This window comes from Salinispora mooreana (assembly GCF_000379065.1).
In the GTDB taxonomy this organism is placed as follows: Bacteria; Actinomycetota; Actinomycetes; order Mycobacteriales; family Micromonosporaceae; genus Micromonospora; species Micromonospora mooreana.
In genome coordinates this window covers 4256715-4272002 of sequence record NZ_KB900614.1, presented here as the reverse complement: position 1 = coordinate 4272002, position 15288 = coordinate 4256715, and the positions used below count along the sequence as shown (strand labels likewise).

Annotated in this window: 12 protein-coding genes and 2 pseudogenes; 7 read left to right on the top strand and 7 right to left on the bottom strand. The window is 69.1% G+C overall.

What is annotated here, in order from left to right:
- Positions 1–34 precede the first annotated feature (34 nt).
- Together SALPAC6_RS0120405 and SALPAC6_RS0120400 are read left to right on the top strand one after the other, a co-directional pair.
- Complete coding sequence (locus tag SALPAC6_RS0120405; protein WP_018255190.1) at positions 35–2071, top strand: ATP-binding protein; 2037 nt, start codon at positions 35–37, stop codon at positions 2069–2071.
- Positions 2068–3231, top strand: coding sequence for an acyl-CoA dehydrogenase family protein (locus tag SALPAC6_RS0120400; protein WP_018255189.1), 1164 nt, complete (start codon positions 2068–2070; stop codon positions 3229–3231). Before SALPAC6_RS0120405 ends, SALPAC6_RS0120400 begins: the two co-directional genes overlap by 4 nt.
- 163 nt (positions 3232–3394) lie before the next feature.
- Here SALPAC6_RS0120400 and SALPAC6_RS0120395 read toward each other — a convergent pair whose 3' ends face one another.
- Positions 3395–3817 carry a nucleotidyltransferase domain-containing protein gene (locus tag SALPAC6_RS0120395; protein WP_018255188.1) on the bottom strand — a complete coding sequence of 141 codons (423 nt, stop codon included), beginning with the start codon at positions 3815–3817 and terminating at the stop codon, positions 3395–3397.
- Positions 3818–4039: 222 nt separating this feature from the next.
- Positions 4040–4433 (bottom strand): annotated as a pseudogene (locus SALPAC6_RS31060) (hypothetical protein).
- A gap of 213 nt (positions 4434–4646) precedes the next feature.
- Here SALPAC6_RS31060 and SALPAC6_RS0120380 point away from each other — a divergent pair.
- Positions 4647–4871, top strand: a complete 225-nt coding sequence (locus tag SALPAC6_RS0120380) for a winged helix-turn-helix domain-containing protein (protein ID WP_018255187.1) — start codon at positions 4647–4649, stop codon at positions 4869–4871.
- 67 nt (positions 4872–4938) lie between these two features.
- Positions 4939–5190, top strand: coding sequence for a winged helix-turn-helix domain-containing protein (locus tag SALPAC6_RS0120375; protein ID WP_026189899.1), 252 nt, complete (start codon positions 4939–4941; stop codon positions 5188–5190).
- Between the two features lie 18 nt (positions 5191–5208).
- Here SALPAC6_RS0120375 and SALPAC6_RS26405 read toward each other — a convergent pair.
- From SALPAC6_RS26405 to SALPAC6_RS0120350, 5 genes and pseudogenes are all read right to left on the bottom strand, one after another.
- Positions 5209–6124, bottom strand: a pseudogene (locus SALPAC6_RS26405) (IS982 family transposase).
- A gap of 103 nt (positions 6125–6227) precedes the next feature.
- Positions 6228–7328 carry an IS630 family transposase gene (locus SALPAC6_RS0120365; protein ID WP_033666659.1) on the bottom strand — a complete coding sequence of 367 codons (1101 nt, stop codon included), beginning with the start codon at positions 7326–7328 and terminating at the stop codon, positions 6228–6230.
- Between the two features lie 313 nt (positions 7329–7641).
- Entirely contained in the window at positions 7642–8631 is a 990-nt protein-coding gene (locus SALPAC6_RS0120360) for an ROK family protein (RefSeq protein ID WP_018255183.1), read from the bottom strand.
- The gene (locus tag SALPAC6_RS0120355) at positions 8628–10097 is read right to left on the bottom strand and encodes a M81 family metallopeptidase (RefSeq protein ID WP_018255182.1); all 1470 of its coding nucleotides are present in this window, start codon (positions 10095–10097) and stop codon (positions 8628–8630) included. Before SALPAC6_RS0120355 ends, SALPAC6_RS0120360 begins: the two co-directional genes overlap by 4 nt.
- A 13-nt stretch (positions 10098–10110) precedes the next feature.
- Positions 10111–11256 (bottom strand): ROK family transcriptional regulator, encoded by a 1146-nt coding sequence (locus SALPAC6_RS0120350; RefSeq protein WP_018255181.1) that lies wholly within the window; start codon positions 11254–11256, stop codon positions 10111–10113.
- 290 nt (positions 11257–11546) lie between these two features.
- Between SALPAC6_RS0120350 and SALPAC6_RS0120345 the strand changes: the two genes are divergently transcribed.
- From SALPAC6_RS0120345 to SALPAC6_RS0120335, 3 genes are all read left to right on the top strand, one after another.
- A complete protein-coding gene (locus SALPAC6_RS0120345) occupies positions 11547–13349 on the top strand; it encodes a peptide ABC transporter substrate-binding protein (protein ID WP_018255180.1) in 1803 nt (600 codons plus the stop codon).
- Between the two features lie 74 nt (positions 13350–13423).
- On the top strand, positions 13424–14383 hold the full coding sequence (locus SALPAC6_RS0120340) for an ABC transporter permease (protein WP_018255179.1): 960 nt from the start codon (positions 13424–13426) through the stop codon (positions 14381–14383).
- Positions 14380–15282 (top strand): ABC transporter permease, encoded by a 903-nt coding sequence (locus SALPAC6_RS0120335; protein WP_012015530.1) that lies wholly within the window; start codon positions 14380–14382, stop codon positions 15280–15282. Before SALPAC6_RS0120340 ends, SALPAC6_RS0120335 begins: the two co-directional genes overlap by 4 nt.
- Positions 15283–15288: the final 6 nt, after the last annotated feature.

The window sequence follows — 15288 nt, the reverse complement described above, 5'->3', positions numbered from 1 at the left end:
GTCCGTAGTCGCGAACGAAGGAGACTCAGCGCGGATGATCAGCAGACTTCTGGTCGCCAACCGGGGCGAGATCGCCCGCCGGATCTTCACCACCTGCCGGGCGCTCGGAATCGAGACGGTCGCAGTGCACTCCGACGCGGACACTGACGCGCCCTTCGTCGCCGAGGCCGACCACGCCGTCCGGCTGCCCGGGAACACACCCGCCGAGACGTACCTGCGGATCGACCTCGTCCTGGCCGCGGCCCGGCGCGCCGGCGCGGACGCCGTCCACCCGGGCTACGGCTTCCTCGCCGAGAACGCCGAGTTCGCCACGGCGGTCACCGACGCCGGGCTGGTCTGGGTCGGGCCACCGGCCAAGGCCATCGCCGCGATGGGGGACAAGCTGGCGGCGAAGACGCTGCTCGCCGAGGCCGGCGTCCCCATGCTGCCGAGCTGGACCGACGCCGATCAGGTCAGCGGCTTCCCGGTGCTGGTGAAGGCCGCCGCCGGCGGTGGTGGGCGGGGCATGCGGGTGGTCCGCGCCGCCGACGGTCTCGCCGACGCCGTCGCCAGTGCCCGCCGCGAGGCGGCCTCCGCATTCGGCGACGGCACCGTCTTCATCGAGCGGTACGTCGAACGTGGTCGCCATGTCGAGGTGCAGATCCTGGGCGACCAGTTCGGGGCGGTGCTGTCCCTGGGGGCGCGGGACTGCTCGATCCAGCGCCGCCATCAGAAGATCGTCGAGGAGGCACCGGGCGTGCTCGCGCCCGCGGTGCGCCAGCGGCTCCACGAGGCGGCGGTGGCCGCCGGCCGGGCGGTCGACTACGTCGGCGCGGGCACGGTCGAGTTCCTGCTCGCCCCGGACGGGGAGATCTTCTTCCTGGAGATGAACACCCGTCTGCAGGTGGAGCATCCGGTGACCGAGCTGACCACCGGCCTGGACCTGGTTCGCCTGCAACTGCTCGTCGCCGAGGGCAACCCGCTGCCGATCGGGGCGACCCCACCGGCCACCGGACACGCGATCGAGGTACGCCTCTGCGCTGAGGACCCCGCCCAGGGGTACCGGCCGGCGACGGGCACCCTGCACCGGTTCGCGGTCCCCGGGGTGGCGGCCGAGTTCGGGCCACTGACCGGGCCCGGCCTGCGCCTGGACTCCGGCGTGACGGATGGCTCGGTGGTCGGCGTCCACTACGACTCGATGCTCGCGAAGGTGATCGCCTGGGCGCCCACCCGGGGCGAGGCGGCCCGCGCACTGGCCGGCGCGCTGGCTCGGGCGGAACTGCACGGTGTCGCCACCAACCGGGATCTGCTGGTCCGCGTCCTGCGCAGCCCGGAGTTCGCCGCCGTTGACCTCGACACCGGCTTCCTGGACCGGCACCCCGAGGTGTTCGCCCCGCTGGTTTCCGCCGGGGAGCTGCCCGTGGTCGCGTTGGCGGCGGCGCTCGCCTCGGCCGCCGACCGGCGGGCCGCCGCGCCGGTGCTGGCCGGGCTCCCCTCAGGCTGGCGCAACGTACCCGCCTTCACGCAGGTCACCCGCTACGCCAGCCCGGACGGTGACGAGATCGAGGTGCGCTACCGCCTGGACCGCCGGGGCGCGCTCGTCGAGTGGTCGGTGGAAGGCGGCGCCGCTGCTGTCGCCTCCCCGGCCGGCCCAGACGCATCACCGGCCACGCCGGACGCGTCGCCGACCGTCACCCTGGTCGAGGCGTACCCGGACCGGGTGGTGCTGGAGGTCGCCGGGGTACGCCGGAGCCACCGCGTACACCGGGTGGGCGCGGAGGTCTTCGTGGACGGCCCGGACGGCGCGGTGGGCCTGGCCGAGCTGCCCCGCTTCCCGCTGCCCGGCGCGGAGCTGGCGGCCGGGTCACTGCTCGCGCCGCTGCCCGGCACGGTGGCCCGGGTGCAGGTCGAGCTCGGGCAACGGGTCGCCGCCGGTGACCTGCTACTCACCCTGGAAGCGATGAAGCTGGAGCACCCGGTGCTCGCCCCCACCGACGGCGTCGTCGCCGAGCTGCCGGTGCCCACCGGCGGCCAGGTCGAGACCGGCGCGGTGCTGGCCGTGGTCAACCCCGACGAGGAGGCACAACCATGAACTTCGACCCCACCCCCGAGCAGGAGCAGCTCCGCGACGCCGTACGGGCGCTGGGCAAGCAGTACGGCCACCGGTATTTCGTGGAGAAGGCCAAGGCCGGCGAGCACACCACCGAGCTGTGGAACGAGGCCGGCGGGCTCGGCTACCTCGGCGTGAACATCCCGACCGAGTACGGCGGCGGGGGTGGCGGCATCACCGAGCTCGCCATCGTCTGCGAGGAGTTGGCCGCGGCCGGCTGCCCGCTGCTGCTGCTGGTGGTCTCCCCCGCGATCGTCGCGACGGTGATCAACCGACACGGCACCGAGGAGCAGCGCAAGCGCTACCTGCCCGGCATCGCCGACGGTTCGCAGCGGATCGCCTTCGCGATCACCGAACCGGAGGCCGGCTCGAACTTCCATCGGCTCGGCACGGTGGCCCGCCGCGACGGCGACGACTGGGTGGTCTCCGGGCGCAAGTGCTACATCTCCGGCGTTGACCAGGCGGGGCACGTGCTGGTGGTGGCGCGGACCGAGGACGCCACGACGGGCAAACTCAAGCCGGCGCTCTTCGTCGTGCCGACCGATGCGGCCGGGCTGACCTGGTCCAAGCTGGACATGGAGATCCTCTCCCCGGAGAACCAGTTCCTGCTCTACCTGGACGAGGTACGGCTGCCGGCGGACGCGTTGGTCGGCGAGTCGCTGGACGCCGGGCTGCCGGCGCTCTTCTCCGGGCTGAACCCGGAGCGGATCACGATCGGCGCGATGAGCATCGGTTCCGGCCGGTACGCGCTCGAACGCGCCTCAGAGTACGCGGCGACCCGGAAGGTGTGGGGTGGGCGGTCGATCGGCTCCCACCAGGGGGTGTCACATCCCCTGGCGCACGCGGCGGTGCAGGTGGAGTTGGCCCGGTTGATGGTCCAGAAGGCGGCGGTGCTCTACGACGCCGGGCGGGACCTGGAGGCGGGGGTCGCCGGCAACATGGCCAAGTACGCCTCGGGGGACGCGGCGGCGCTGGCCGTGGACACGGCGATCCAGGCCCACGGCGGGGCCGGCATGACCACCGAGTACGGGGTGGCGACGCTGCTCGGGGCTTCCCGGGCCGGACGGATCGCCCCGGTCAGCCGGGAGATGATCCTGAACTTCGTGGCCCAGCACGTCCTCGGCCAGGAGAAGTCGTACTGACCTCCGGCCGCTCTGCGGTGACCAGGTCCATCCTGCGACCGTAGGCGAGAGGGGGAGCGGGCCGCCAGGTGTCCTGGCGGCCCACGCTCGCCTGATAGTGGTCGACCTGCCCCTACACCCGGACGAGCAGTCGGCAGCGGGTCCGGCGCGTCGTTGCCGCCGCTCAGCTCCTGGACGCGACCGACAGCCGGGCCAACACACCGACCGGATCGTGCACAATGCGGTGTCCGTCGCCGACGACCTGGCGGGTACCCGCATCGACCGGGTCGGTGTCTGCCCAGACCACCGGAGCGACACCGATCTCCACCACCAACCCCGACGGACGTCGCAGGCGGACCTCCCGGAGCGGGCCCCACTCGGATATTCGGAGCACCTCGCCGCCGAGCAGACCGGTCCACACTCCGGCCACGGAATAGCGGACCTGGTCCGTCAGGACCACAATGTCCACATCAGAGTCCATCCGCGCGGTCCCGCGCGCCCACGAGCCAACCACCACCACCCCACGTACGTTCTCACGCTCAGCCGCCCACCGAACGACCACGTCGAGAACCGAACGAACCTCCCGAGAGCGCGCCGGAGTCACCACGGGATGGAGTCTGACACCCCAACCGCCTCGGGCGACCCAACGTTTGCGGTAGCTGAGGCGCTATCAAAACATGGAGCCACCGCTGGGCGGCGGTGGCGGTCACTCTCGGTCCGCCGGCGCGGTCGCGTACTCCGCCCGTAGCTCCCGCTCGCGGGTGGGGCAAGGCCACGGCAGACCACAGCCGCCGCAGTTCCAGATCGGCGGCACCAGGCCCGTGGGTGGTCATCGCGCACCGCCCAGGAACCGGGCAACGCTCACCCGCGCCTGCCGACGGGTCGCCCACTCCACCTGCCAACACGGGTACGGCACCGACCGCGACCACCACGCCCGACAGCCGACACACATGCCGTCGCGCCCCCGGAGGTGCGCCGTGAGAATCGTCCGCTCCGGCCCGTCGCTCACTACTCCCCCTCCACTGGCCAGTGGCCGCGATTGATCGGAATCCGGTGATGGGCACGGCACGGGAGTTCTCCGCCGCACCGGCAGACCCGCCGCCAGCGGTCCCAACACCAGACCGGCCGATGCCGACGCGCAAGGGTCAGCGCGACCCAGGACGTACTCGTCGTAGGAAATTCGCTGTTGGTGGCCACCGCCTCCACGATCGTCGGTCACCTATGCCTCCTGCCGACGCCTGACGAAGCCGTGGGCACCCGACCACCTGCCCGGGACGGAGCGCCCACGGCGGGACAGCCGGCCGCCAAGCTCGGTAGCCCCACAAGCAACTTAGAACGCAATGTGCGCAGGGTCAATAACCAGCGACACATAGCGTTGTAGGTTGAGGCTGCGGTGTGATCTGCTTGCACCAGCCGCCAAGCTGGGAGCACCACCGATGTCTGAAGCCGCATACCTGAAGGTCGCCGGGGATATCCGGGAGCAGATCAGTTCCGGCCAGTTGAAGCCGGGCGACAAGCTGCCCTCCTTCGCCGCCCTCTGCGAGCACTACGAGGTCAGCAACACCGTCATCCGCGCCACCATGCTCCTCCTCAAGGCAGAAGGGTTGATCGACGGCCGGCAGGGCAAGGGCGTATACGTGGCGAACCCACTCCCCCGGTAGCCCCAGGCACGGATCTAGGCAACCGCATCGAGCCCGGCACCGGGCAACGGTCCTGATCGGGGTGTAGATGGCCTACTCGTCTTGCCAATTGAGGGGGAACACCGTGCCACCGCGTTATCGCTACGAGCAGATCGCTGACGACCTCACCGAACGCATCGAGTCCGGCGAGTTTCCGCCCGGCTCCAAGCTCCCCAGCCGGCGAGAGCTGATCGAGCGTTACGGGGTCACCGAGCCAGTGATAGACCGCGCCATGCAGGTACTACGGATCAAGGGGAAGACCGAGACACTGCCCGGCGTAGGCGTATTTGTCGCTGACTAGACGATCTATTCCGAGGGATCAGTGGTCGTACGCGATGAGGGAGCGCATGACGGGTTGGCCGGTGGTCCAGTTGTGCCAGATCGCGGCGGTCATCGCGAGGATGCGTTGTGCGACGCGTACGAGTACGCCGGTGGCGGTACGGCCGCCGTGTCTTTCGAGGTCGAGTTGACCTTTGAGGGTCTGGTTGACGGACTCGATGTTCTGCCGCACAGCGCGCAGCAGGGGCCGTCCGGGGCGTGGCTTCTCGGTGCGGTAGGCGGGGCGGATCATGGTGACGCCGCGTTCGGTCAGCTGTCGTTCGGTGGCAGCGTCGCGGTAGCCCTTGTCCACGACCAGGGTCAGCCCGTCGGGATGGGTCAACAGGCCGGTGTCCAGGTCGAACAGGTCCATGAGTGCTTCGCGTTCGTCGGTCTTGGCGGTGGCCAGGGCGAATGCCACGGGCAGTCCGTGCACGGTGGTGACCAGGTGCAGACGCAGGCCCCAGAAGCGACGTGAGTGCGAGGCGCAGTAGCCGTAGGTGGCCCACCCCGGCCAGATCAGAGCGTTTGACGGTCTCGCGGGAGCGTCCGCACTCCACCGGGGTGGAGTCGGCGATGCGCACCGGGTGCTGCCACAGGTCGGTGTCCAGGGCCAGAACCCGGATCAGGTGGGTGATCTGCGTGCCGAGTGTCCGCAGCCGCTTGTTGTACCCGGGCTGTTTCGGGATGTAGGGGAACAGGTGGGTCAGGTTCATGCGGGCGTGACGGATCCAGCGGGCTTCCTTGTGGTAGCCGAGCAGGGCTTGCAACACCGACAGGGTGATCAGTTCGGCGTCGGTGACCTTCGGGGCGATCCCGATTGCGGGTCGCCAGCGGGTGAGCTGGGGCGACGACTTCAACACGTCGTCGATCTTCACGTACAGTGCGGTGGCGAGGGTGTCCCGATCGACGTGCACGTGGCCTCCATGGTCATCGTTGCTCAGCAACGTCGATCATGGACGCCCTCGCCTCTCTTCGCTGTCCCCGTACCCCTTGGAATAGATCGTCTAGTGTTTCGTCTCAGTTTTGGCTAGCCGCTTGCTGGAGGGCGACTCGTCCACGTCGGACCTTGGTCAGGATCGATTCGGCGGTGGCGGTCCAGACGAACGGTTTCGGGTCGTCGTTGTGTACGCGCAGGTACTCCTCGATCGCCTTGACGAGGTCGGGGACGCTGTGGAAGACGCCTCGGCGGATCATCTTGTCGGTCAGGTCGGCGAACCAGCGCTCGACCAGGTTGAGCCAGGACGAGCTGGTCGGGGTGAAGTGCAGGTGGAAGCGGGGGTGCTTGGCCAGCCACGTCTTGACGTTGGGGTGGGTGTGGGTGCCGTAGTTGTCGACGATCATGTGGATCTGCAGCTTGCGGGGCACCGACGTGTCGATGGTGCGCAGGAAGCGCAGGAACTCGTCGTGGCGGTGCCGGGCGAAGCACTTGCCGATCACCTTGCCCGTCAGCACGTCCAACGCGGCGAACAGGGTCGTGGTGCCATGCCGCTTGTAGTCGTGGGTCATCGTGCCGGCCCGCCCGGGCTTGAGTGGCAGGCTCGGCTGCGTGCGGTCCAGGGCCTGGATCTGGGACTTCTCATCCATGCACAACACAACAGCCTTGTCCGGTGGGTTCAGGTACAACCCGACAACATCGACGAGCTTCTCCTCGAACCGTTTGTCGTTCGACAGCTTGAACGTCTCCACCAGGTGCGGCTTGAGTCCACGAGCGTCCCAGACCCGCTGCACCGTCGCCGCGCTCACACCGACCTTCGCTGCCATCGACCGGCACGACCAGTGCGTCGCCCCCTCCGGCCTGGCATGCAGCGTCAACTCCACAATCTTATCGATCGTGGCCTGCGGAATCGACGCCTTACGGCCCCGGCCCGCAGCCACCTTGCCCAGATCGGCGAGCCCACGCTCGGCGAACTCCGACCGCCACGCCCGCACCGTCATCCGGGACACCCCGACCAACGCCGCATTGTCCGAATTGGACATACCCTCCGCGGCGTACAGCAACACACGCGCCCGCTGCACCAGACGATGCTGCGCGGTCCGCGACCTCGCCAACGACTCCAACAGTTCACGCTGGCCAGGTTCCAGCACCAACGGCGCGGCAGCACGATTCACGCGTAACATCATACCAAAATGGCCAACTATTTACGAGACAGAACACTAGGACGCAGCTCGGGTGGTACGGATCCGCGATTTCGGGCGAGTCTTCCGGGGTCACCACGGCCAGGGCCGCAGCAGCCTCCGCCACGTCCTCGGCGGGAACGCCGGAAGCCGAACCGACCAGCACGAGTTCGGCCACCACCAGCCCCTACTGACGTGGGCGGCGCGAAGCCGTCAGGCAGATCAATTGAGCCTCGATCAGCGTCAATAGCTACCAACGGCTCCGCGCCACCAACCCGTCAGGCGACCGGATATCCGGAGGGCACACCACGACCGGCTAGTGAAGCGGTTCCCCCGCGGCAGACGGTACGAGATCGGGTGCGCCCCAGCCGTCGGGAACGGACAGCCCGGCCTTCCGCCGCGCCATGATGGCGGCGCCGACCTGCGCCGCCTGGGCGCCGAAGGCGGAGCGCAGCACGGGGGGCGGGGTTCGCCAGGCAAGGGCGCCGCGCAGGGCCTCGCGCACCGGGTCGAGAAAGAGCTCGCCCGCCTCGGCGAGTCCACCTCCCAACACGACGCGGGCCGGGTCGAGGGCCAGGGTGAGGGTGGCCAGGGCGGTTCCCAACGCCTGGGTGGCGTCGCTCCAGACAGCACGGGCGTCCGGATCGGTGGCCACCGCGTCCGCGATGGCGTGGCTGTCCCACGCCGACCCGCCGACGCGCCGGGCATAGCGGCGGGCCATCCCACCGGCCGAGGCGTAGACCTCCAGGCATCCCCGCTGCCCGCAACTGCACGGCTCCCCACCCGGGTAGACCGGCATGTGGCCAACCTCGCCGGCCGCACGGGTCGCGCCGGCCAGCGGGACGCCATCCACCACCACCGCCGCGGCGATGCCGGTGCCCAGGGGCAGCAGCAGGAAGTTGTCCAACCCGACGGCCGCGCCCGCCGTGGCCTCCGCGACGCCGGCTGCCCGGGCGTCGTGCCCGATCGCCACGGGCAGTCCGAGGTCGCCGCTGATGAGGGCGCGCAGTGGCACGTCACGGAGGCGGAGGTTGGCGGCGTACCGCACCACCCCGTCCCGCTCGTCCACGAGGCCAGGCGTCACCACGCCGATCGCGACGGGTGTGCTGCCGAGGGAGAGCGCGTGCTCGCGCAGTTGGCGGCACAGGGACCGGATCGCCATGACGGGATCGTCGTCCGCCTGCGACGGCACGGTCAGTGAGCTCAGGAAGCAACCGCCCTCACCGACCACGGCCGCCTTGATGGTCGTCCCGCCGACATCGACGGCGAGGACGCAGTGGTCTTCGGGCTGCGTCACGCCGCTCACCCGCGCACCACGGTGAGGTCCGCGCCGAAGCCACGGTCCAGGGGAAACATGGGCCGCTCCACATTCTGGTACGGCAGCCGCGCAAGGTCCTGGTCAACGCCGCCTGGTGTCAGGGCGAGCAGCCAGTCTCCGGCGGCGGAGAACAGTTCCGGCTCGAGATATCCGATCTTCACCACGACAAGGTCCACCTCATTGACCCGGACCCCCAGCCGGGCGTACGAGTCCAGTAGCCGGTACTGCATCCGGCGGGACGTGACGAAGACGCTGAGCCCACCGACTCGTACGCTGACGCAGCGCCCGCCGTCGGGGTCGTCGGCGACCGCCTCCAGGATCCCGTCGAGTTCCACCGGGCCCGGGGGCCGGGAGTCGATCCGCCCGCCGACTGCTACCCGGACCGGAGAGCCGACCGGTTGGTCGGCGACCTCCGCCACCGCCTGCGGGTCGACCAGCGAGGCGAACACGGCCCGCCGCGAGCCGTCGCGGATCTCGGGGCGGGCCAGCATCCGGGCGAGGGCGAAGGTGACGTCGTCGGCGCCGCCAGCACCCGGGTTGTCACCGGAGTCGCTGATGAAGAACGGCCGCTTCGCCCGATCGGCGACGGCGGCCAGGGCGGTGTCGAGGCACTCGTCCATCGCGCCGGTGGGAGCGACGAAGGTGAACTCGTCGCGGGCCGCCCAGAAGTGCCCGCCCAGCTCGCGGGCCGCCTCGGCGGCGACGGTGGCGTCGGTGCCGGTGACGACGACCGCGCCCTGGCAGCGTGACTGGTCGGCCCAGGCGAACCCGACCCAGATCGCCGCGTCGATCACGCCCTCGCGGGCCTCGATCTCGGGGATCCGCGCGTAGAGTCCCCGTGCGGGTTCATCGCGGGTGCTGGTCATCTCGCCGGGTAGCAGGATCGGTACGTGGACCAGCGCCTTGTGCGGACGCCGCTCGCGGCGTAGCGCCTCGATGAGGTTACGCGCGGCACGCTCCCGGGTTTCCCACACGTCGACGTGCGGGGCGGTGCGGTAGCAGGTGAGTAGGTCACAGGCATCGAAGAGAACCGACGAGACATTGCCGTGCAGATCCATCGCCGCCGAGATGTACGGCTCCGGCCCGATCACCGATCGGATGGCGGTGACCAGGTCGCCCTCCGCGTCGGACCGGCCGACGACGCTCATCGCACCGTGAATGTCCAGCAGCATCCCGTCCAGGGGACCGGCTGCGGCGAGCTTCTCCATGATCTCCGTGGCCCACTGCTCGTACGTCGCGGCGTCCACGGCACCGCCGGGCAGGGCCCGGGCGTGCACGAGTGGTATCCACTCGACGTCGGCGGCCCACGGCTGGGTGGGCGAGAGCCAGCCGTATCGCGACAGCAATGCCTCCTCCCGGGTGACCTCGAAGTCGTCGGCGGTGCTCAGGTGGGGGGAGAATGTGCTGGATTCGATGTGAATGCCGCCGATGGCGACGCGGAGGGGGCGAGGCACGGTGATTGGCTCCTCAGGTGGGTCGTACGTCGACTGTCGTGCGCAGCAGGTGCCCGAGGCCGATGAGGGCCGCGTCTGAGCCCGCGTCGCTGGCTTCGATGGTCAGGGACTGGGTCATGGACGGTAGGCAGCGTTCGTAGAGCATGCTGCGGGTCGCAGCCACGTAGACGTCGAGGCTGGACAGCGCACCGCCGATGACGACGGCGTCGGGGTTGAGGAAGTTGACCAGACCGGAGAGCGCCACGCCCAACAGTCCACCGGCGTGGCGCACCATGGTCACCACGGTCGGGTCGGCGTCGCCGGCCGCCGTGATGATCTCCCGGATGGTGGCCGCCGAGGAACCTTGCTCCGCCAGCTGGCGGGCCAGGGCGGCACCGCTGGCGACGGTCTCGAGGCAGCCCTGGCTGCCGCAGGAGCAGTGCCGCTCGCCGCTGTCGGCTACCCGTACGTGGGTGACGTCGCCGCTGAGTCCGCGCCCGCCACGGTGGATCTGTCCGCCGCTGACCAGGCAGGCACCGATGCCGGTGCCTGCCTTGACGTAGATCATGTCGCCGACTTCCTGACGCCGGGTGACGTACTCACCCATCGCCGCCGCCTTGGCGTCGTTCTCGACGATCACCGGCACCTGCAAGTGGTCGGTGAGGTGGGCGCCGGCGTCGACGCCGCTCCAACCAGGCATCCGGGCCGGGCCAACCAACCGCCCTCCCGGGAACCCCACCGGGCCCGGGAGGGCGACGCCGACCCCGAGCAGCACCTGACCTGGTGTGGTCGCTGCCAGGAGCCGCGTGAAGGTGGCTCCGACGACGGCGAAGACCTCCTCGGGCCCGGCGGCGATGTCGATCGCCACCTCCTCGGTGGTGCGCAGTCCGCCGCCGGGCGTGCACAACCCCACCCTGGCGTGCCTGCCGCCGAGCTCCGCGACGGCGAGGACTCCCTTGGTCTCCCGCAGGCGCAGGATCCGGGGTGGTCGCCCACCGGTGGAGCGGCCCATGCCCTCCTCAGCGAGGACGCCCTCCTCTAATAGCCGACGCACCATGGCGGTGACGGTTGACGGGGCGACCTGCAAGGCCTCGACGAGGTCGGCGCGGGACATGGCCGCGCCTCTGGAGAGCAGGTCGAGGGTCTGGTCGCGCAGCGTGGCGGAGATCGGTGGCTCCAAGTTGCCTCTCCCTTGGTCGGGTGGTTCTCCGGCGCCGCCCCAGTGTGTCGCAGCTCAGAGTCGGATGTGGACTCCGGCCGCCCACGCGAGGAGTAACGGTCGATCCTTCGGGCGACTTTGATCGTACCCCGGCCAAACTTAGTGAATGAAGTGGGTAATTTTCGTTGACGTACCACTTCTGCCTGGGTACATTCTTCGCGTTGATCGCCGAGGCAGCGCCCGGCGGAGGCGCCCGGCAAGCCGCCGGCACCTGGTGACGTAGGGCACGTGCACATCACACGAGGAGACTCATGACGAGCAGATTTCCCGGCCGCGCCCTGCGTGGCGCGGTAGCGGCAGCCGCCACGATCGCCCTCGGGGCGGGTCTGGTCGGCTGCGGTGACAACAGCGGATCGTCCAAGGACGGCGGTAGTCAGGGCAAGGACACCGTGACAGTCGCCTTCCGTACCCCCAACTGGATCCTGCCGATCTCGGCACCAGGCTTCACCCAGGGGGAGAACGCCATCTTCGGCCAGGCGCTCTACCGCTCCCTCTATCAGTACCGGCTGGACGGCACGGCGCAGTACAACATCGACCCGGAACGCTCGATGGCCGAGCCACCGCAGGTGAGCGACGACGGCCGAACGCTGACGATCACGTTGAAGGACAACTCCTGGTCCGATGGCACGCCCATCACCACCAGGGACATCCAGTTCTGGTACGACCTGGTCACGGCGAACAAGGACAAGTGGGCGTCCTACCGGGCCGGCGGCTTCCCCGACAATGTCGACGAGTGGTCGATCAAGGATGAGAAGACCTTCTCGATCACCACCACGGAGGTCTACAACACCGCGTGGTTCGTCGACAACCAGCTCAACCGCATCACGCCCCTGCCCCAGCACGCCTGGGACAAGGACTCCGCGACCGCCGACGTGAGCGACCTCGCCAGCACCCCGGAGGGCTCCAAGAAGGTCTTCGACTTCCTCATCGCCGCCTCGAAGGACCCGAAGACGTACGACTCCAACGAGTTGTGGCAGGTCACCAGCGGCGCGTGGAAGCTGGAGAAGTACGTGCCCAACGGCGAGGTCACCCTCGCCGCCGAGCCGAACTACTCCGGTACGGACAAGCCGAAGCTGTCCAAGGTCGTGTTGCGACCGTTCACCAGCGATGACGCCGAGTTCAACGTGCTCCGCGCCGGCGACATCGACTACGGGTACGTGCCGGCGGCCAACATGTCCCAGAAGAGCTACCTCGAGTCCAAGGGATACACGATCTCTCCGTGGTACGGCTGGTCGATCACCTACCTCCAGCTGAACTACAACAACCCGAAGTCCGGCGTTCTGTTCAAGCAGCCCTACCTCCGGCAGTCGCTGCAAATGCTCATCGACCAGCCGACGATCAGCAAGGTCATCTGGTCGGACACCGCCGCGCCGACCTGCGGTCCGGTACCGGCCAAGCCCGGCACCAACACCGACGCCGCCGGGTGCGCGTACTCCTTCGATCCGGCGAAGTCCAAGGAACTGCTGGAGAGCCACGGTTGGAAGGTGACCCCGGACGGGCAGACCACCTGCCAGTCGCCGGGCACCGGCCCGAACCAGTGTGGCGAAGGAATCACCGCCGGCACACCGCTCGAATTCACGGTGACCAGCCAGACCGGGTTCGCCGCCACGACCAAGATGTTCGCCGAGATCAAGTCACAGATGGCCAAGCTCGGTATCCAGCTGACGATCAAGGAGGTGCCCGACTCGGTCGCGGTCACGCCGACCTGTGAGCCAACCGAGGCGAGCTGCTCGTGGGACATGTCCTTCTTCGGCTCGCAGGGCAGCTGGTACTACCCGGCCTTCGCCAGCGGCGAGCGGCTCTTCGCCACCGACGCCCCGGTGAACCTGGGCAGCTACAGCAATCCTGAGGCGGACAAGCTCATCGAGGCCACCCAGTTCGCCGGCGATGAGAGCGCACTCACGGCGTACAACGACTTCCTGGCCAAGGACCTGCCCGTGCTCTGGATGCCGAATCCGGTGTACCAGGTCTCGGCGTACCGCTCCGGCCTGCAGGGCGTCGAGCCGCAGGACCCGATGAACCTCATGTACTTCCAGGACTGGTCCTGGAAATAGCCCGCTGATCGTCCTGGCCCCGGCGACGCACCATGCGTCGCCGGGGCCCCGACCGGGGAGAGGAAGCCGCACAGGTGGCCCGGTACCTCATCACACGCCTGGGACAGGCTCTCATCGTCGTCGTGCTCGTCACGGTGATCGCGTTCCTCATCTTGCACCTGCTGCCCGGCGGCGCCGCGCGAGCCACCCTCGGCAAGGAGGCAACGCTGGAGCAGCTGGCGGCGTTCAACCACGAGATGGGCTACGACCGGCCGTTGATCCAGCAGTACGGCATGTACGTGCAGCGCCTGCTACAGGGCGATCTCGGCTACTCCTACCAGCTCAACCAGTCTGTCGTCGAGGCGATCGAACAGCGGCTGCCCAAGACGATGGTGCTGTCGCTGCTGTCGACCCTGCTCGCCGTCGTGCTGGCGATCCCGCTCGGCGTGCTCCAGGCAGTACGCCGCAACCGCTGGCCCGACTACGCCATCACCGCGCTGTCGCTGCTGGCGTACGCCACGCCCATCTTCTTTCTGGGCCTCATGATGATCATCGTCTTCTCACAGGTCTGGCCGATCCTGCCCCCGGAGGCGCCACAGGGATTCACGGTGGCCGAGGTGCTCGCCGATCCGGCCGGGCTGGTCCTACCCACGGCCACCCTCGCTATCGTCACCATCGCGGTCTACGCGCGGTACGTACGGTCATCGATGATCGACAACCTGAACGAGAACTACGTGCGCACCGCCCGCAGCAAGGGGCTCTCCGAGCGGCGGGTCGTGCTACGGCACACCCTGCGCAACGGGCTGTTCCCGGTCATCACGCTGCTCGGGATGTACCTGCCCGCGCTGTTCAGCGGGGCGCTGGTCGTCGAGTCGCTGTTCAACTTCCCCGGAATGGGCCAGTTGTTCTGGCAGGCGGCGCTCAAGCGCGACTTCCCGATCCTGCTCGGGGTCACCGTCATCATCTCGATCGCCACAGTCGTCGGCGCGCTGATCGCCGACCTGCTGTACGCCGCCGTTGACCCCCGGGTCCGACTCCGTGGGAGCGCCACATGAGCACGCTATCCGAAGCGGTCGGCCCGGCCGAGCCGAACGACGCGCCACCGCGTGGCCTGTGGCGGCAGGGGCTGACCGTCTTCTGCGAGAACCGGCTTGCCCTGGTGGGACTGGGCCTGTTCGTCCTGCTGGCCGGGGTGTGCTTCCTCGGGCCGCTGGTCTACCACACCGACCAGGTGCACACGGACCTCACCGCCGTGCACCTGGCCCCGGGAGAACAGGGGCATCCGCTCGGCACCGACGGGGTCGGCTACGACCAGTTGGGGCGGCTGATGCTCGGCGGCCAGACCTCCATCATCGTCGGACTGGCCGCCGGGGTCCTCGCCACCATCGTTGGCACGCTGCTGGGTGCCATCGCCGGCTTCTTCGGCGGCTGGGTGGACGCCGCGGTGATGCGCGTTGTCGACGCGATGATGTCGATCCCCTCGTTGTTCCTGTTCATGCTGCTCGCCGCCATCGTCACGCCGAGCGCGCCGATGCTCATCCTCATCATCGGTGCCTTCGCCTGGCTGGGCCCGGCCCGACTCGTGCGGGGCGAGGCACTGACGCTGCGCTCACGTGAGTACGTCCAGGCGATGCGTGGGATGGGCGGCACGGGCGGCCGTGCGGTCCGCCGACACATCATCCCCAACGCCATCGGCACGGTCATCGTCAACGCCACCTTCCAGGTCGCCGACGCCATCCTCTACGTCGCCTACCTGTCCTTCCTCGGCCTCGGCATCCCCCCACCGGCCGCGAACTGGGGTGGCATGCTCTCCGATGGTCTCGCGGATACCTACAGCGGCCACTGGTGGCTGTTGTACCCGCCCGGGATCGCCATCATCCTCATCGTCCTCGCCTTCAACTTCATCGGTGACGGACTCAGGGACGCCTTCGAGGTTCGCCTCCGGCGACGCTAGCAGGAG